The sequence below is a fragment of the Qipengyuania polymorpha genome, assembly GCF_019711435.1.
GTDB classification, from domain to species: Bacteria; Pseudomonadota; Alphaproteobacteria; order Sphingomonadales; family Sphingomonadaceae; genus Qipengyuania; species Qipengyuania polymorpha.
Window position 1 is genome coordinate 743281 of sequence record NZ_JAIGNK010000001.1, and the last position, 18028, is coordinate 761308.

Annotated in this window: 17 protein-coding genes; 11 read left to right on the forward strand and 6 right to left on the reverse strand. The window is 63.1% G+C overall.

The window, feature by feature from the left end; translation table 11 throughout:
* Positions 1 to 57 precede the first annotated feature (57 nt).
* Genes hrcA through K3152_RS03725 form a run of 3 tightly spaced genes read left to right on the forward strand, consistent with a single transcriptional unit; the run spans position 58 to position 3495 of the window.
* Positions 58 to 1101, forward strand: a complete 1044-nt coding sequence (gene hrcA / locus K3152_RS03715) for a heat-inducible transcriptional repressor HrcA (RefSeq protein ID WP_221572659.1) — start codon at positions 58 to 60, stop codon at positions 1099 to 1101.
* Positions 1102 to 1115: 14 nt separating this feature from the next.
* Entirely contained in the window at positions 1116 to 1718 is a 603-nt protein-coding gene (grpE, locus tag K3152_RS03720) for a nucleotide exchange factor GrpE (protein ID WP_221572660.1), read from the forward strand.
* Positions 1719 to 1743: 25 nt separating this feature from the next.
* Positions 1744 to 3495, forward strand: coding sequence for a DUF885 domain-containing protein (locus tag K3152_RS03725; RefSeq protein WP_221572661.1), 1752 nt, complete (start codon positions 1744 to 1746; stop codon positions 3493 to 3495).
* Positions 3496 to 3498: 3 nt separating this feature from the next.
* On the opposite strand, the gene K3152_RS03730 is transcribed toward K3152_RS03725, so the two are convergent.
* The 3 genes from K3152_RS03730 to K3152_RS03740 form a co-directional block, all read right to left on the reverse strand.
* Positions 3499 to 4293, reverse strand: a complete 795-nt coding sequence (locus K3152_RS03730) for a hypothetical protein (protein ID WP_221572662.1) — start codon at positions 4291 to 4293, stop codon at positions 3499 to 3501.
* Between the two features lie 61 nt (positions 4294 to 4354).
* Positions 4355 to 4813, reverse strand: a complete 459-nt coding sequence (locus K3152_RS03735) for a vgr related protein (RefSeq protein ID WP_221572663.1) — start codon at positions 4811 to 4813, stop codon at positions 4355 to 4357.
* Positions 4814 to 4890: 77 nt separating this feature from the next.
* The gene (locus K3152_RS03740; protein WP_221572664.1) at positions 4891 to 5373 is read right to left on the reverse strand and encodes a copper chaperone PCu(A)C; all 483 of its coding nucleotides are present in this window, start codon (positions 5371 to 5373) and stop codon (positions 4891 to 4893) included.
* Positions 5374 to 5550: 177 nt separating this feature from the next.
* Here K3152_RS03740 and dnaK point away from each other — a divergent pair, with 177 nt between their 5' ends.
* Together dnaK and dnaJ are read left to right on the forward strand one after the other, a co-directional pair.
* Positions 5551 to 7479, forward strand: coding sequence for a molecular chaperone DnaK (gene dnaK / locus K3152_RS03745; protein ID WP_221572665.1), 1929 nt, complete (start codon positions 5551 to 5553; stop codon positions 7477 to 7479).
* A 75-nt stretch (positions 7480 to 7554) separates the two neighbouring features.
* The gene (gene dnaJ / locus K3152_RS03750) at positions 7555 to 8679 is read left to right on the forward strand and encodes a molecular chaperone DnaJ (protein ID WP_221572666.1); all 1125 of its coding nucleotides are present in this window, start codon (positions 7555 to 7557) and stop codon (positions 8677 to 8679) included.
* Positions 8680 to 8685: 6 nt separating this feature from the next.
* Here dnaJ and K3152_RS03755 read toward each other — a convergent pair whose 3' ends face one another.
* From K3152_RS03755 to K3152_RS03765, 3 genes are read right to left on the reverse strand one after another with little or no spacing between them, the layout of a single operon-like run.
* Positions 8686 to 9186 (reverse strand): hypothetical protein, encoded by a 501-nt coding sequence (locus K3152_RS03755; RefSeq protein ID WP_221572667.1) that lies wholly within the window; start codon positions 9184 to 9186, stop codon positions 8686 to 8688.
* The gene (locus K3152_RS03760) at positions 9187 to 9780 is read right to left on the reverse strand and encodes a hypothetical protein (RefSeq protein WP_221572668.1); all 594 of its coding nucleotides are present in this window, start codon (positions 9778 to 9780) and stop codon (positions 9187 to 9189) included.
* A 59-nt stretch (positions 9781 to 9839) separates the two neighbouring features.
* Positions 9840 to 12155, reverse strand: coding sequence for a patatin-like protein (locus K3152_RS03765; protein WP_221572669.1), 2316 nt, complete (start codon positions 12153 to 12155; stop codon positions 9840 to 9842).
* 72 nt (positions 12156 to 12227) lie between these two features.
* Here K3152_RS03765 and radA point away from each other — a divergent pair, with 72 nt between their 5' ends.
* From radA to phaR, 6 genes are all read left to right on the forward strand, one after another.
* Positions 12228 to 13592, forward strand: coding sequence for a DNA repair protein RadA (radA, locus tag K3152_RS03770; protein WP_221572670.1), 1365 nt, complete (start codon positions 12228 to 12230; stop codon positions 13590 to 13592).
* Positions 13593 to 13626: 34 nt separating this feature from the next.
* Entirely contained in the window at positions 13627 to 14178 is a 552-nt protein-coding gene (locus K3152_RS03775; protein ID WP_221572671.1) for a CvpA family protein, read from the forward strand.
* Entirely contained in the window at positions 14175 to 14603 is a 429-nt protein-coding gene (locus K3152_RS03780) for an iron-sulfur cluster assembly scaffold protein (RefSeq protein WP_345719755.1), read from the forward strand. Before K3152_RS03775 ends, K3152_RS03780 begins: the two co-directional genes overlap by 4 nt.
* A 40-nt stretch (positions 14604 to 14643) precedes the next feature.
* Positions 14644 to 16305 carry an MFS transporter gene (locus K3152_RS03785; protein ID WP_221572672.1) on the forward strand — a complete coding sequence of 554 codons (1662 nt, stop codon included), beginning with the start codon at positions 14644 to 14646 and terminating at the stop codon, positions 16303 to 16305.
* Positions 16306 to 16315: 10 nt separating this feature from the next.
* The gene (gene alr, locus K3152_RS03790; RefSeq protein WP_221572673.1) at positions 16316 to 17350 is read left to right on the forward strand and encodes an alanine racemase; all 1035 of its coding nucleotides are present in this window, start codon (positions 16316 to 16318) and stop codon (positions 17348 to 17350) included.
* A 71-nt stretch (positions 17351 to 17421) separates the two neighbouring features.
* Complete coding sequence (gene phaR / locus K3152_RS03795; protein ID WP_221572674.1) at positions 17422 to 17976, forward strand: polyhydroxyalkanoate synthesis repressor PhaR; 555 nt, start codon at positions 17422 to 17424, stop codon at positions 17974 to 17976.
* Positions 17977 to 18028 lie beyond the last annotated feature (52 nt).

The following is an 18028-nucleotide window of genomic DNA, read 5'->3' on the forward strand; positions in this document are numbered from 1 at the left end:
ACAGCGGGTTAGGCGCAAGGCCCTTGAGGCCGCAAGGGGAGTGGTTAGATAGGACACATGAATTCACCGCCGCTCACCGATTTGTCCGACCGCGCCCGCGAGATTTTCCGGCTCGTGGTCGAGGGTTACCTTGAAAGCGGTTCTCCGGTCGGCTCCAAAGCATTGGCGGGCGAGGGCGGGGTGAACCTTTCGCCTGCCTCCATCCGCTCGGTCCTGGCGGAGCTGGAACAGCGTGGGCTGCTGGCTGCCCCGCATACGAGCGCGGGCCGCATGCCGACCGACAGCGGTCTCAGGCTCTTCGTCGATGCGATGATGCAGGTGGCTGAACCCACCGCGCAGGAGCGCGCTGCCATCGAGGAGCGCATCGCCCAGCCGGGCCCCATCGAGCGCGCGCTGGAACAGACCAGCGCGCTGCTGTCAGACCTTTCGGGCGCGGCGGGCATGGTCATGGTGCCCCGCAGGGAGCCGCGGCTTGCGCAGGTTTCGCTCACCGCGCTCGATGCCAATCGTGTGCTCGCAGTGCTGGTCGGGGAGGACGGGCAGGTCGAGAACCGCATCCTGCCGCTTCCCGCACAGGCGCTCGGTACGTCGCTCGAACAGGCGAGCAATTTCCTCACCGCCAAGGCCGCAGGTCGAACGCTGGCCGAGGCAGCCGCGCTGGTCGAACGCGAGATTGCAAGCGAGCGCAGCGCGCTCGACGAGGCCAGCCGCGACCTTGTCGCCAAGGGCATCGCCCTGTGGTCCGAGGATGCCTCCCACCGCCCTGTGCTCATCGTGCGCGGGCAGGCAAATTTGCTCGACGAAAGTGCACTCGCCGATATCGACCGCGTGCGTTCGCTGCTCGACGACCTGGAAAACAAGCAATCGGTCGCCAGCCTCCTCGAAAACGCCCGCGAGGCCGAGGCCATGCGCATTTTCATCGGCAGCGAGAACCGGCTCTTCTCGCTTTCGGGCTCTTCGGTCATCGCCGCGCCTTACCGCGATGCAGCCGGAAAAGTGGTCGGCGTGCTGGGTGTCATCGGCCCGACGCGGTTGAATTACGCGCGGGTCGTCCCCATGGTGGACTTCACGGCCCGATCCTTGGGCAAGAGAATAGGCTGACAGGGTTTTTCCAAGTGAACAACGAGAACACGAACGAACCGCAGGACAAGGCGGTCGATGAAGAAGTAGCGCGCGAGATGGAAGGCGTGCCCGAACACCTGCGCGATGATGGCGGCGAGGATGAGGACGATGCGGACGTAGCGCTCGACGAAGCGCTGGCGAGCCTGCGCGGCGACCTCGAGAACGCCAAGCAGGAAGTCCTCTACGCCCGCGCCGAAACGCAGAACGTGCGCCGCCGCATGGAGAAGGACGTGCAGGACGCGCGCAATTATGCCGCGACCGGTTTCGCGCGTGATATTCTCAGCGTCGCCGACAACCTCGGCCGCGCGCTCGACGCCATTCCCGCCGAACAGCGCGAGGACGAGAAGCTCAAGGGCTTTATTGCGGGTATCGAAGCGACGCAGCGCGAGCTGGAAAAGGTCTTCAACCAGAACGGCATCACGCGCATTGCCGCCAAGGGCATGCCGCTCGACCCGAACCAGCACCAGGCGATGATGGAAATTCCGACCGCCGACGCGGAGCCGGGGACAATCGTGCAGGAAATGCAGGCCGGTTACATGATCAAGGACCGCCTCCTGCGCCCGGCCATGGTCGGCGTGGCCAAGAAGCCGGACTGATATTTTCGACATCGGGAGAGAGACGATGAGGACTGCCCTTTTGACGAGCGCGGTCCTCGCCGCCTCCGTGTTTGCCACACCGCTCGCCGCGAAGGAGACTGCCGACGAGCGGGTGATGGCGCTTGCCGACGAATATTACGACTTCAACCTCGCGCAATACGAGATGACCGAGAGCGAGAGCGGCAACACCGAATGGGGTGATCGCCTGTGGAGCGTCACGCCCGAGGCGCAGCGGGAAAGGGCTGCGCGCTATGCGCAAATACTTGCGCGGCTCGATGCTATCGATGCTGCTGCCCTGTCGGAGGAAGCGCAGACCAATGCGCTGGTCCTTCGCACGCTGCTCGAAAGCGACATTGGCGATGCGCGCTTTGCCGAGTGGGAGATGCCTTTCGACAGCGATAGCAATTTCTGGTCCTACCTCGCGGGACGTAGTGGCTTCACCTCGGTCGAGGATTACGAAAATTACATCGGCCGGATGCGCGATTTGCCGCGCTATTTCGCCGATCAGACGGCCAACGCGAAGGCAGGCCTCGCACGCGGGTTCAGCGTGCCGCGCGTGACGCTCGAAGGGCGCGATGCCTCGATCGGGGCCTATGTCGTCGATTTCCCCGAGATGAGCCCGTTCTGGGCGCCCTTCGACCAGATGCCCGAGCGCTTCTCGGACGAGGACAAGGCGCGGCTGACCGCGGCGGGCAAGGCCGCCATCGCCGAAAGCGTGACACCGGCCTATCGCGACTTGCTCGATTTCTTCCGGAACACCTATCTGCCGCAGACGCGCACCACGCTGGGCGCGAGCGAATTTCCCGAGGGCGAGGCCTATTACACGCAGCAAATCCGCCAGTACACCACGCTCGACCTGACGGCGGAGCAGATCCACAAGATCGGCCTCGAGGAAGTCGCGCGCATCACTGCCGAGATGGAAAAGGCGAAGGAGGACGCAGGCTTCACCGGCACGCTGGCCGAGTTCATCGCCTTCCTGCGCACCGACCCGCAATTCGTGGCCGATACGCCCGATGAGCTGATGGGCGTGGCCGCCTATACCGCCAAGCGCGTCGACGACAGGCTGGATGATTATTTCGGCTTCCTGCCGCGCTACCGGCATGGCCTGCGCCCGGTCGACCCGGCCATCGCGCCCTTCTACACGGCGGGCCGCGGCGGGCTGGAATATTGTCAGATCAACACGCATGATTTACCTTCGCGCCCGGTCTACAACATCCCCGCGCTGACCATGCACGAATGCGCTCCGGGCCATTCCTTCCAGGCCGCCATTGCGCTGGAGCAGGAGGACTCCCCGCGCTTCCGCCGCCAGACTTATTTCTCCGGCTTCGGCGAGGGCTGGGGGCTCTATGTCGAATATCTCGGCAATGAGATGGGCATCTACCGCACGCCCTACGAGCGCTTCGGCCAGCTATCCTACGAGATGTGGCGCGCCGCGCGGCTCGTCATCGACACCGGCATCCACCACTATGGCTGGAGCCGCGAGCAGGCGGTCGACTACCTCTCCAGCCATACCGCCCTGTCGGACCGCGAGGTCGGCACAGAAATCGACCGCTACATCAGCTGGCCGGGTCAGGCGCTGGCCTACAAGCTGGGCGAAATGACCATCCGCCGCGAACGGGCGAGGGCGGAAGAGGCGCTTGGCGGTGCGTTCGACATTCGCAAGTTCCACGATGTCGTGCTGTCCTTGGGCTCGGTACCACTTCCGGCGCTTGAGGCGCGCATCGACAGCTTCATTGCGGATGGCGGGCAGGGTTTGCCGGGGGTGGCTTACGATTGACGCTCAGCGGCAGCGCGACAGGTCGTTCAAATAGGGCTCCAGCGCATGCCTGCGGTCGTCGGCCCAGAGGCCGTAAACCCGGTCTTCCTGCACCGGGCTGACCGCATATTCGGTGGCGCGCTTGAGGAAAGCCCGACCGTCGGCCGGACAGAACGACAGACGGTTGGAGAGGTCGAGGAAGGTAGTCACCGAGGCGTATTCGGCTTGCCGTGCGAGTTCCTCCTCCCGCCTTTCGCGAGCCCGTTCGCGGGCAATGTCGTCGGTCTTGTCCGAGGTTCGGTGCAGTTCCTCCTCGCGCCTGAGACGCGAAGCCTCCGCCCTCATAACGCGCGAGTCCGCTGGCGCGTAGGCCGCAAGGCCGGGCGCTGCGACACCGTGATTGTCCTTCGCCCGCTCGACCACTTCTAGTTCCGAGCCGGGGTCGACCACCATACCGACAGCCACAGCGCCTACCGCGGCGGCCTTCGTTGCGATCGGAGCATCGCTCTCGAATGCGGGCGCTTCCGACAGCGGTTCGGCCAGCAATAGCGTGACCAGCATCGCAGCATCGAACTCGTCCTCGACAAGTTCCTGCAATTCGCAGGGAAACAAGAGCGAAGCCTTGGCTGCCAAGGCGATTTGCTTTTGGTTCGAGATACATGCGATTTCTTCGACCGAAAGCGTGGGAATGGTGGCCTTGGCGTGCGAAAAAGCATCCTCGACCAACGCCTCGCGGTCGGGGATATCCTGAGCCGAAATCGGGGCGGCTATTCCGGCGGTCATCGCAACGATACCGAACGCGCCCAAACCTGCTTTCACGCTAAATCCCCTGCTGTCCGCTCTATCTTGTCGCGCGAAGCTTTCCTGGCAATGAACGCGCTCACCCGGTCGCCCCGGGAAACCTAACCAGCAAGTCATAAGCGCTGACATCGGGCGCGCCCGCCAGTTTTACCCCATTCCTCAGCCAGAAGGCGTGCTTCACGATTTCGGCCTGCTGCTCAATGCCGTAGCGCTCGAGCGACCAGCCGGGCTTTAGGCTGTAATCATAGCGCGCCCATGGCATACGGCGGGTGACGAGGTACCACTCGCCTTTGGTCTGGACCTGCCAGACATGCACCAGCTCATGGATGAGTAGGCCCTGCCGGATGACGCTGACTTGCGAGAAATCGTCGCAATAGTTCTCGGAAGAAGGGTGGAAATGCAGGTGCCCGCGCGGGGCCATGGTGATGCGGCGGGGCTGGAAGGGAAACCACTTGCGCCGCTTAATCGTGACCTGCGAATAATCGATGGCATCGCCGAATACGGTGCGCGCCAAGGCAATCTCGCCCGGAGTCAGCACTCGCTCCCCGCCCGCCGCGCATTTGGGCGGGACGGGCTCATCATGGCTTTCGACCCCGAGATTGTCGGCGATTTTGTTCAGCGCTCGTCCCCGGCACCTTGTACTGTAACCTGCGTGGTCAAGGTCTCGCCATCTGCGAAGGTGAGGGTCATCTCGACCGTGCTTCCCGCGGTGACACTGTCGTCGAGATCGAACGCCATGACATGCATACCGCCGGGTGCGAGACTGCCTGTTCCTCCTGCAGCGATATCGATGCCCGACATGCCTTCCATCATCATCTTGCCGTCCATCTCCATGGACTGGTGCAGTTCACTTCGGCCAGCACCATCGATGCCGACCGCCGAGATGGTCAGGGGCTTTTCGCCCGGGTTGGTGATGTCGAAATAGGCTGCAGCGGGATTGCCACTGACAGGGGGCAAAACCAGGCGTGCGTTTTCAACCACCGGAGCAGCGTCTGTGGCAGCAACGGTGGTCTCCTCCGCTTCTTCTCTGTCGGCGCAAGCGGCCAGCGCGAGGGCGGCAATTGCGGGCAGGGCAAGAAGGCGACGGCCGAAATTCATCGAAAAACTCCTGTATTCGTTCGTGTAAAAAACTAGCGGCCTGCATCCCTTGTGCCAAGGAAAAGCGCTCCTATATCGCCCCTGTAATACACCGTTTTATCGAGCTGCCGACCGGTTTTGCCAATCACGGGAAACCAGCTGTGCAGCGTCCAATGACTTGAAACAGATGGGGAAACCATGAGCAAGATTATCGGTATCGACCTTGGCACCACCAACAGCTGCGTCGCCGTGATGGACGGCGGCAAGCCCAAGGTCATCGAGAATTCCGAAGGCGCGCGTACCACGCCCTCGATCGTCGCCTTTACCAAGGATGGCGAGCGTCTGATCGGCCAGCCGGCCAAGCGCCAGGCGGTCACCAATCCGGACAACACCCTTTTCGCGATCAAGCGCCTCATCGGCCGCCGCTTCGACGACCCCATGACCAAGAAGGACATGGAACTGGTCCCCTATGACATCGTCAAGGGTCCGAACGGCGACGCATGGGTCGAAGCTGCTGGCGAAAAGTACAGCCCCAGCCAGGTTTCCGCCTTCATCCTCCAGAAGATGAAGGAAACCGCCGAGGAATATCTTGGCGAGAAGGTCGAAAAGGCGGTCATTACCGTCCCGGCCTACTTCAACGACGCACAGCGCCAGGCAACCAAGGACGCAGGCAAGATTGCCGGCCTCGAAGTCGAGCGCATCATCAACGAGCCGACTGCGGCTGCGCTGGCTTATGGTCTCGACAAGGAAGACGGCAAGACCATCGCCGTTTACGACCTTGGCGGTGGCACCTTCGACGTTTCGATCCTCGAGATCGGTGACGGCGTCTTCGAAGTGAAGTCGACCAATGGCGACACCTTCCTCGGCGGTGAAGACTTCGACAGCGCGATTGTCGAATGGCTGGCCGACCAGTTCAAGAAGAAGGAAAACATGGACCTGCGGAGCGACAAGCTCGCGCTGCAGCGCCTCAAGGAAGCGGCCGAGAAGGCGAAGATCGAGCTGAGCTCGGCGCAGACCACGGAAGTGAACCTGCCCTTCATCACCGCGCGCATGGAAGGTGGCTCGTCCACCCCGCTGCACCTTGTTGAAACCATCAGCCGCTCCGACCTCGAAAAGATGGTCGGCGACCTCATCAAGCGCACGCTCGAGCCCTGCAAGAAGGCTCTCGCGGACGCGGGCATCGACAAGGGCGGCGTGGACGAGGTCATCCTCGTCGGCGGTATGACCCGCATGCCCAAGGTCCGCGAAGTGGTCGAAGAATTCTTCGGCAAGAAGCCGCACACCGGCGTGAACCCCGATGAAGTCGTGGCCATGGGTGCTGCCATCCAGGCCGGCGTCCTCCAGGGCGATGTCAAGGACGTGCTGCTGCTCGACGTGACCCCGCTGTCGCTGGGTATCGAAACCTTGGGCGGCATCATGACCAAGATGATCGACCGCAACACGACGATCCCGACCAAGAAGAGCCAGACCTACTCGACTGCCGAGGACAACCAGCAGGCGGTGACGATCCGCGTGTTCCAGGGCGAGCGCGAGATGGCGCAGGACAACAAGCTGCTCGGCCAGTTCGATCTCGTCGGTATCCCGCCCGCACCGCGCGGCGTGCCGCAGATCGAGGTCACTTTCGACATCGATGCCAACGGCATCGTCAACGTGTCGGCCAAGGACAAAGGCACCGGCAAGGAGCAGCAGATCCGCATCCAGGCATCGGGTGGCTTGTCGGACGCCGACATCGACCAGATGGTCCAGGACGCGGAAAAGTTCGCCGACGAGGACAAAAAGCGCCGCGAAAGCGCCGAGGCCCGCAACCAGGCCGACAGCCTCGTCCACGCGACCGAGAAGCAGCTCGAAGAGCATGGCGACAAGATCGACGCATCGCTCAAGGGCGAAGTCGAAGAGAAGGTCGCGGCGCTCAAGACCGCGCTTGAAGGCGACGATGCCGCTGACATCAACGCCAAGGCCCAGGACCTGTCGCAGAGCGCGATGAAGATGGGCCAGTCGATTTACGAGCAGGAGCAGGCAAATGCCGCTTCGGATGCTCCGGCAGGCGATGCCGGTGCGGACGCCGCTCAGGAGGAAGAGGTGGTCGACGCCGAATTCTCCGAAGTCGACGAAGACGCGAAGAACTGAGACGCCTGATGAAAACTCCGCCCCCACCGGTGCAAGTCCGCTCCGGTGGGGGTAAGTTTTAGGGCGGGGAAAGTCATGTCAGCTACCGAAATCGATTTTTACGAAGTGCTCGGCGTCAGCCGCGATGCGGACGGCGCGGCCATCAAGAGCGCCTATCGCAAGCTCGCGATGAAGCACCACCCGGACAGGAACCCGGGGTGCAAGGACAGCGAAAACACTTTCAAGGCGATCAGCGTCGCCTACGACTGCCTGAAGGACCCGCAGAAACGTGCGGCCTACGACCAGTACGGCCATGCCGCCTTCCAGAACGGCGGCGGTCCGGGCGGGGCGCATGGCAATGCGGATTTCGGCGACATCGGCGACATTTTCGAGACCATTTTCGGCTCGGCCTTCGGTGGCGGCGGCGGACGTGCGCGTCCGCGGCGCGGCGCAGATTTGCGCTACGACATGGAAATCGGCCTCGAGGAAGCTTTCCATGGCAAATCGAGCGAAATCGAAATCGAGGTCAGCAAGGCCTGCGACACTTGTCACGGTTCCGGCGCGCAGCCCGGCACCCATGCCCGCACCTGCAACCTGTGCGGAGGGCAGGGCAATGTCCGCGCGAAACAGGGCTTTTTCGTGGTCGAGCGGCCATGTCCCAATTGCCATGGCGCCGGCGAAGTCATCACCTCGCCCTGCCGCGATTGCCGCGGGGAAGGGCGGGTCGACGTGCCGCAGAAGCTCGAAGTCGATATCCCTCCTGGCGTCGATACCGGCACGCGCATCCGCCTGTCCGGCAAGGGCGAGGCAGGTCCGCGCGGGGCACCTGCGGGCGATCTCTATATTTTCGTCCATGTGAAGCCGCACGAGATCTTCCAGCGCGAAGGCACCACCCTCGCCACGCGCGTCCCGATCAGCTTCACCATGGCGGCGCTGGGCGGTTCGATCGAGATTCCCGGCCTCGATGGCGAGGAACTGACGCTGGAAATTCCGGCCGGCATCCAGTCGGGCAAGCAGCTGCGCCAGCGCGGCGCAGGCATGCCCGTGCTGCAGGGCCGCGGACGCGGTGACATGGTGGTCGAGATTGCCGTTGAGACTCCGACCAAGCTCACCAAGGAACAGCGCGCTGTCCTCGAACAGTTCCGCGATCTGGAAACGGGCGACGAATGCCCGCAGTCGCAAGGCTTCTTCGAGAAAATCCGCACCGCTTTCGGCGGCTAGCAGCCCCTAATAGCCAAGGTCTCCGCGCACCCCGATTTCGCGGTCGTGGATGCCTGCCATCATATCGTCGACGACACCCGAAGTTTCGTATTTTCGCTCCTCGATGGCCGCGACGGCGAACTCGCGGGCGACCGGCGTGATGATCTTGAGCGCGGCGTCGCGGCGCTTGTTCGGCTCTTCATCGCTGACCGGGGCGAGGCAATCGGTTTCGAGCGTAACATGCGTCTCGTCCGCTGGAGTTATTGTGACGTGGCAGGAAATTTCGTGTTCGGTGTTGATCCGGCGGATGTCGACCCGCGCCTTGTCACCGGTCAGGCGCTGGCTGGAAATGCGCAGCCCGCCAAGTCCCGTTCCGAAGACGTCTTCGCTGTGCCCATCCAGCGCGGCGATGGCCCGGGCCTTGGTGGCCTCGACCAGGACTTTGCCATCGCTACCGGGAGCCGCTGCATAAGCTGCAAAGCCTAGCAAGCCTGCGCCGCCAAGCGCCCAGACGGCTATATTGTCCATTTACTGGTCACCCCAGCCAGCGTCCTGCAACTCGATCTGCTCGGCTGCAGCATTGAACATGGCTTCGACTTCGGGATCGTCCTCGTAGACGCCCGACTGTGCGCGATCGTAGTTTTCGAGCGCTTCGTTGACATTATCCTTGTGGTTTTTCGCCATAACGGCGGTTTGTTTCGCAAGGACCCTCGTGTAGTCGAAGTCCCGTCCATCGAGGCTTGAAGCGACGAATTCCATGACCGCGGCCTCGTCCAATTCCTCCATTGTCCGGGACTGCGAGGAACTACCAGCACCGCGGTCGCAATCGGCATTCACACGGGTGCTGGCCGCATCGACTGCCTCGAACCTGATTAGGCAGCTCCGTGAGTATTCCCTCCCATTTGACGAGGAGAGCGCGACTTTCACGCCGTCCTCTACAAGGCTTGCTCCGCTTATAGTCTGCACAGCACCGTTGGCGCTTGGCTTGTAGTTCTTGGTGGCGCTCGAAAGCTTCATGCCGAGTTGCTCCGGCGTCATTGCATACACGCCGGGTTCTTCACCGCATGCTGCAAGTCCGACACTTGCCAGAACGAGCGCTGCGGCGTGAAATGACTTTTTCATTGAATGACCCCCTCAAGATTACCTATTCTAGATAGTGTAAAAATGTTGAGGATTTCTTTTCAAGCCAGACGTTCGAATACTTCGGAGCGTATTTGTTCGATTAAAGAGGCGGCGCAGCGTTCAGCCTCCGCCTCTTCATCGAGGATGGCGAGGAAGGCGCGGCGCTTGAAATGGCGGCAGCGGTCCAGCGGCATCGGTTCGTCTAGGGTCGAGCAGGTAATGTCGATCATCCGCTCTGCCCCGTGGAGGCGGCCCCAAAGGTAATCGTTCTCGCGATAGGCCCGGCTGAAAAAGGCCCCGAAGTTATAGAATTCGATGCCGCGCAAGGTCGCCAGCGTTCCCCCTTCGCGCAGGCTGCGGGCATCGTCGGGACTGATCCGGTCGATCTTGACCGGATCGAATTCGGTCAGGCCCTCGTTGCGGAGTAAAGGCAAGGTGGCAACGTCATAAAAGGGAAAGCCGAGATAGGCGAACAGCATGCGCCGCTTGAGGTGATCGGGCATGGCGCTCAGCGCTTCGGCGAGCATTTCTTCGGCCTTGTCGTCGATATCCGGCAGCAGGCGCCTGCTTTCCACGTGGTCGAGCAGCGCCCCCGGATTGGCGACAACATCCCGGGCAATTGCGCCGAATTCATGACCGAGGACGCCGAGGCTCTCTTTCTCGAAGTAGAGCGCCAGGATGGCATAAACCGCGTCGCGGCCCTGCTCCAGCGCGTCGTCGGGGATATCGGGGTCTGCCTCCCAGTCGCGTGCGAGACGGCGGGCAAGCAGGCGCAGCCGGCGGATGCGAAAGCCGATATCGTGTTCACGGAAGAACAGGATCGCCTCGGGCGTCGCCCCGCCTTTGTCATTCGCCAGCCGGTCGAGCCCGCGGCGGGTTAGCTCGGCGCGAAGGGCATCCTCGATCGGCGCATGATCGGTCGTGTGGAGCGCGGGCGCGGCTTGCCAGGCGAGCTTCGCCAGCCGCGTCACGATGCCGCTGGCCTTGGACTGGGCATAGGACTGGAAGGCATAGCCTGCCTGTTCGGCCGCGGCTTGCTGGGCCTTCTGTCGCCATGCCTTGAGTCGCTTGGGTGTGGGGCTGTCGAGGAACAGCGTGTATCCGAACAGCTTCTCCACCGCGCGTTCGACATCCGGGCGCAAGGCGGTGACGATGCGCGCCAGCCGTTCGGCCTCGCGGCTCTGCTCTTCCAGCTGTTCGAGGTTGTCCCGGATCGGTTGCTCGCGCGGGATCGTCGACAGCGATCCGAAGATTGCGTTGAAGAACCCAACGTCGCCGGTACGCTTGGCATGCCGTTCGCCGAAGCGGTCGGGGCGCGGGTCGACATAGACGAAGCGCCGGTCGACCTCGCGCTGGGCCGGACGCCCGCGCAGCGCGGCCATGGCTCCGCCGAAGGGCTTGTTTACCAGCACCGAGCCATCGATCAGCGAGACATTCTCGACATTCTCGCGCAGGACATGGATCGGCATGATGTTATCGAGGAATTTCCCGCGGCTGTGCCACTCGTGGCCCATGTCTTGCGCCAGCTGGTCGATTTCCTCCACCTTGAGCGGGGGGAACGCGCCCGGGAAGCTGGCGGTTGCGCGTGCGGCGAAGACGAGCTCCATGGGGTCGGCGAGGTTTTGCCCGGCCTCCAGCGGAGTCTTGCGGCGGAAGGCAATGGGCATGCGGTGTTCGCTATCTTCCACGACCGGCGGGCTGTGGAGGCGAAGCTGCTCCAGGTAGCCGTGGAAGTCGGTCGCCGTCACGAACAGGTCGAGTGGATGGTTGGGCGGAAGCAGCGGCGCCTCGTGCGGCGTGGATTCCATCGCGGCGAAGGCGCGGGCGAGCAGCTTGGAGAATCCAAGCCCCGAAAAGGGCGGCTCGAACCAGCGACCGCGGATGAGGTGCGAGACCTTGCGCCGTACCTCCTCGCGTGTCTCGGGGGCGACTTCGGACGCAATTTCGGTGCCCGGGCGGTTGAGTATCCAGCTGGCAAAGGGCTGGGCCCAGATCTTCCCGCCCGACCAGCTTAGTTTCGCATCGGGATCGGTCAGTTCGTCGACATCGGCGACCTCGAGCCACAGGTCGGTCAGCGGCTCGAGGCTCTGGCCGGAGTAGATCGCCTGCGCGAGAAACACCGCATTGATGCCGCCCGCGCTTGCGCCGCTCGCGATGTCGGGCAGGACGCGCAGGCGCAGGTCCATGTCGGCCTCGATTTCCTCGAGCAGGTCGAGATAGACCGAGTGCACGCCGCCGCGATGCTCATGGCCGGAATGGAAATCGCGGCTCGCCCGGGCAAGCTGCCACATCTCGCGCGTCACGCCGTGCATGTAGACTGCCAGGCTGACCCCGCCGTAGCAGACAAGCGCGATCCTTAGTTCTTTCTGCCGCATCGTTGACCCTTGTGCACAGCCCGTGCAGCAAAGGCAATTGCGTTCTGCAAATGTTCTGTTAGTCAATCGGGCATGGCAAAGCCCAAGAAACGTTATGTCTGCCAGGCCTGCGGGTCCGTATCCCACCGCTGGCAGGGTCAATGCACCGATTGCGCGGAATGGAACACGCTGGTCGAGGATGCGCCCGCGACGGTTTTCTCCCTGAAGCACGATTTGTCGAGCGGGGGCAGGGCGGTGGAATTCGTCGACCTCGACAAGCCGGGCGAAATGCCCGTGCGCCAGAAAACCGGCCTTGCCGAATTCGATCGCGCATTGGGCGGTGGGCTCGTGCCCGGAAGCGCGATCCTGATGGGTGGCGATCCGGGTATCGGCAAGTCCACGCTCCTGCTCCAGGCGGCAGCCAAGGTGGCGAGGGAAGGGCATAGCGTAGCCTATGTCAGCGGCGAGGAAGCCTCGGGTCAGGTCCGCATGCGTGCGGCCCGCCTCGGTCTGTCGGACGCTCCGGTGAAGCTGGCTGCGGCCACCGGCGTCCGTGATATCCTTACCACGCTCGGCCAGATGGAAACGCCGAAGTTTCTCGTCATCGACTCCATCCAGACGATGCATTCCGACACCATCGAAGGTGCGCCCGGGACGGTCAGCCAGGTGCGCGGCTGCGCGTTCGAGCTCATCCGCTATGCCAAGGAGAACGGCGTTGCGCTGGTGCTGGTCGGGCACGTCACCAAGGACGGCAACATCGCCGGCCCGCGCGTGCTCGAACACATGGTCGATGTGGTGATGAGCTTCGAGGGCGAGCGCAGCCATCAGTACCGCATCCTGCGCGCCTTGAAGAACCGCTTCGGCGCGGTCGACGAGATCGGTGTCTTCGCCATGGCGGGCGACGGGCTGGAGGAGGTCGAGAACCCTTCCATGCTGTTCCTCTCGGGCCGCGAGCAGCCGATGGCGGGCAGCGCGGTATTTCCGGCGATGGAAGGCACGCGGCCCGTGCTGGTCGAGATACAGGCGCTCATCGTGCGGTTGCAATCGGGCGCGACCCCGCGGCGCGCGGTGGTAGGGTGGGACAATGGCCGCCTCGCGATGTTGCTGGCGGTGCTGGAATCGCGTTGCGGCCTGTCGTTCAGTTCTGCGGAGGTCTATCTCAACGTCGCGGGCGGCTATCGGCTGTCCGACCCGGCCGCCGATCTGGCGGTCGCGGCGGCGCTGGTAAGCGCTCTTGCAGACAAGCCGCTGCCCGATCGCAGCGTATGGCTGGGGGAGATCAGTCTTGCCGGGGAAGTGCGCCCGGTCGCCCATGGCGGTGTGCGTTTGCGCGAGGCGGCCAAGCTCGGTTTCGGCAAGGGGTTCGGCCCGTCCGATACGAAGAACGGCTCGTCAGGCCTCGATTATGCAGGCTTGGGACAATTGGCAAACCTCGTTGACCGCGTGATGAGCAGTTAATAAACCCCAAACCCCGAGGGGTTAGTAGGGTTCTATGACGGGTTTCGATTTCCTTGTGCTGCTGATCGTGGGCATTGCTGCCACGGGCGGATATATGCGCGGCTTCCTGCAGGAGGTGCTGTCGCTGGGCTCGTGGGTCCTCGCGGGCTTCGCGATCCGCTATATGCACACGCCGCTGACGGTGGTCCTGCAGGATTACATCGGCAAGAACGTCACCACCTCGGTGCTTTCGTTCACCCTTCTCCTGCTCATTCCTTACGCCGCGATGAAGGTCATAGCGAACAACGTCGGGATGGCTTCGCGCAATTCCGTCCTTGGCCCGATCGACCGTATTCTCGGCGTCGGCTTCGGTGCGCTGAAAGGCCTTGTCATCGCGGTCATCGCCTTTTCCGTGCTCGTGCTCGGATACGATTCCGTATGGGACTATCGCGGCCGCCCGGTCTGGATCACGACCGCCAAGAGCTACGAGCTTGTCGATGCCGGTTCGCGTTCGCTGGTCGAAGTGCTGGCGCAGCGGCGCGCGAGGCTGCTGGGCGAACAGGCCGCCGAGCGTGAAGCCGAAGAAGCGGAAGCCGCCGCCGAGTGAGCGGGCAGGCGAAAGCCCCGCTTTATTCCCCGCAAATGCTCGCGCTGGCGGTGGAACTGGCGCGCTACCCTTTTGATGGCGGTGCCGCCTATTCCGCAGAGCGTCGGTCGAAAACCTGTGGCAGTACTGTGGCGCTCTCCTTTGAAGCCGGCCTGGCAAACATCGGTCTCAAGGTGACCGCTTGCGCCGTCGGGCAGGCCTCTGCGGCCATCTTCGCGCGCCATTGCGAAGGGAAATCGAAGGATGACATTGTCCAAAGCGCCGATGCCATAACTGCGTGGCTGGACCACGGCGAGCCACTTCCCGACTGGCCCGACCTTCACCTGATCGCGGCCGCGCGCGACTATCCTGCCCGGCACGGGGCGATACTCCTGCCGTGGAAGGCTGCGCTGGACGCGCTTTCCTCCGGCGAAGAGGGGCGCTAAGCCGCTGCGATAAAATCATACGACACGGGAGTTGAGGGACATGGCGGGGGCACCAGCCTTGCAGAGGGAACCGACCGAGAAGGAGATCAAGCTGGTCATCGCCGCGAGCAGCGCGGGCACGGTGTTCGAGTGGTATGATTTCTTCATCTACGGCACGCTGGCCGGCCTTATCGGTGCTGCCTTTTTCCCGAGCGGCAACGAAACGCTCCAAATCCTGCTGGTCTGGGCCGGTTTCGCCGTCGGCTTCGGCTTCCGCCCGCTGGGGGCCATCCTGTTCGGCTTCCTCGGCGACAGGCTGGGACGCAAATACACCTTCCTCGTGACGGTCACGCTGATGGGTATCGCCACGGCGGGTGTCGGTCTCATCCCGAGCGCGGCCAGCATCGGCATCGCCGCGCCGATCATCGTTATCTGCCTGCGCATCCTGCAAGGCCTGGCGCTGGGCGGGGAATATGGCGGAGCGGCCATTTACGTGGCCGAGCACGCCCCGCCCGAAAAGCGCGGCTTTTACACCAGCTTCATCCAGGCCAGCGTTGTCGGCGGCTTTGTGTTGTCGATCATCGTCGTACTCGCTTGCCGCGCGCTGATCCCGGCCGATGATTTTGCGGAGTGGGGCTGGCGCGTGCCGTTCCTGCTGTCGATCGCGCTGCTCGGCATTTCGCTCTGGATGCGCCTCAAGCTTTCGGAAAGCCCGGTCTTTCAGGCGATGAAGGAAGCGGGCGAAACCAGCGCCAATCCGTTCAAGGAAAGCCTGACCTATCCCGGTAATCCGAAGCGCATTTTCGTGGCGCTCTTCGGTATCACCGGCATCCTGACGACCATCTGGTACACCGCCTTTTTCTCCTCGCTCAGCTTCCTGCGCCGCGACATGCGGGTCGATGAAAGCACGGTGGAGTGGATCCTCCTGATCGCCGGTTTCATTTCGATGAGCTTCTATATCGTCGTTGGGAAATGGTCCGACCGCGTAGGCCGCAAGAAACCCATCATCATTGGCGCGGTCGCCACGCTGGCGCTGCTCTTCCCTATCTTCTGGGCCATGGGCAGCCTTGCCAACCCGGGGCTTGCGCAGGCCGCTAAGGACAATCCGGTCGTGGTGACCGGACAGGAATGCACCACCGATCCTTTCGCCGAACTGTTCGACCGGGAGCAGAGCGAATGCGGCAAGGTATTGGAGACGCTGACCGCCAGCGGGGTCGCTTACACGATCGAGGCCGGCGATGAGCTCGGCCTTTCGGTAGGCGGTGAGCCGGTTGCCATCGATGCGAACTGGACGGAGGATTCCGCAGCTCGGCGCGACGGTGTTCAGGCAGCGCTGACCGCCCGCGGCTTCGATTTCTCCAAGCAGACGCCGCCCCTGCTGAACATCCTTGGTATCGGCGGGCTCCTGCTCGTGTGCGGTGTGCTTTCGGCGCTGACCTATGGTTCGGTCGCCGCGCTTCTGTCGGAGATGTTCCCTGCCAAAATCCGCTACAGCTCGATGTCGATACCCTATCATATCGGTGCGGGTTACCTCGGCGGTTTCCTGCCGCTTATTGCGGGCATCATCGTGGCGCGCACGGGCGACGTCTATGCGGGACTGTGGTATACGATGGCGGTTGTCGGCTTCGGCCTGATCGTCGCCTGGTGGGGCATTCCCGACGGGCCTCCGCGTGATTTCGAGGACTCGGAAGATGCGCCTCCGGTCGGGCCCGCGACCTGGTGAAGAAGCCTGAATGACGCTGCCACCTCCCACACTCCGTCTCGATATCGACCGGGATGCGCTTGCTGCCAACTGGCGGGCGCTCGACCGGTTGTCGGGCAAGGCGCGGGCAGGGGCGGCGGTGAAGGCGGATTGCTATGGCCTCGGGGTTGAGCATTGCGTGCCGGTGCTGCGCGATGCGGGCTGCCGCGATTTCTTCGTCGCGCACTGGAGCGAAGTCGCGGCGGTGCTCGAGCATGTCGAGCCGACCCAAGTGGCGGTGCTGCATGGTCCGCTGGACGCCTCCGAGGTCGCCTATGCGCGCGAGACGGGCGTGGTGCCGGTCATCGACTCCATCCGGCAAGCGAAGCTGTGGACCGAGGGCGGGGGAGGGGCGTGTCACCTCATGGTCGATACCGGCATCAACCGGCTCGGCATTTCACCGAAGGAGATTTCGGACCCGGCGGTGCAGGCGCTCGATGTACAGGTGCTACTGAGCCACCTCGCCTGCGCGGACGAGGACAGCGCGATGAACGCGCGGCAGTTGGCCGCATTCCGCGATATCCTTCCCAGCATCGAACACCGCGAGACCAGCCTTGCGAACAGCGCAGGCATTGCTCTGGGCGCAGACTATCATTTCGACCTCACACGCCCCGGCCTTTCGCTCTACGGCGGCGTCCCGCGTCCAGAAATGGCGGACGCAATCCGCCAGGTGGCCTATCCCAAAGCGGCCATCATCCAGACCCGCAAGCTAAGCGCGGGCGAATGTGTCGGCTATAATGCGACGTTTACCGCGCAGCATGACATGCGCGTGGGCGTGCTCTCGCTGGGATATGCCGACGGTATCCTGCGCGCATGGGGCGGCGCGCACTTCAGGGCGGGTGAAAAATCGCTTCCTATCCTCGGCAAGGTGTCGATGGATATGATCGTCGTCGACCTGTCGGACGCGCCAAACCTGAGCGAGGGCGACTGGCTCGAACTGCCCTACAACCTCCCCGATGCTGCGCAGCAAACCGCTGTTTCGCAATATGAACTGCTCACGGTTCTGGGGAACCGCTTCCAGCGCTGAAACGCATGTTGCGCTGCACATTGTGCAAATGCTAAGGCTTCTTGCAACGCACAATGGGGAGATGAAGCGACATGGCAAAGCGGACCGCCGAAGGCGAACCGATCATCATCAAGAAATACGCCAACCGGCGGCTCTACAACACCGATACCTCGAGCTACATCACGCTCGACGATCTGGCGAAGATGGTCCGCGACAATGTCGATTTCCAGGTGCTCGACGCCAAGACGGGCGACGATATCACCCACACGATCCTGACCCAGATCATCGTCGAGGAAGAAAGCCAGGGCGGCCAGCAGATGCTGCCGGTCAGCTTCTTGCGCGACCTGATCTCGATGTACGGCAATTCGATGCAGTCGATGATGCCGAGCTACCTCGAAGCGAGCATGGCCAATTTCCGCAAGAACCGCGAACAGCTTCAGGCGGCCTTTGCCAAGGGTATCGAGGCGAATCCGCTCGCCAAGATGGCCGAGGCGAACCTCAAGATGATGCAGAACGCGGCCGAGGCCTTCATCCCGGCAACCCGCAAGACAGTCGATTCCGCGAAGAAGGAAGCCGATGGCGAGCTGGCCGCCATGCGCGAGCAGATGGCCGCGATGCAGAAGAAGCTGGATGAGCTGAGCAAGTAGCCTACTCAATCCTCCGTTCGTATCGAGCGGAGGACGCAGTCCGTAGTCGAGA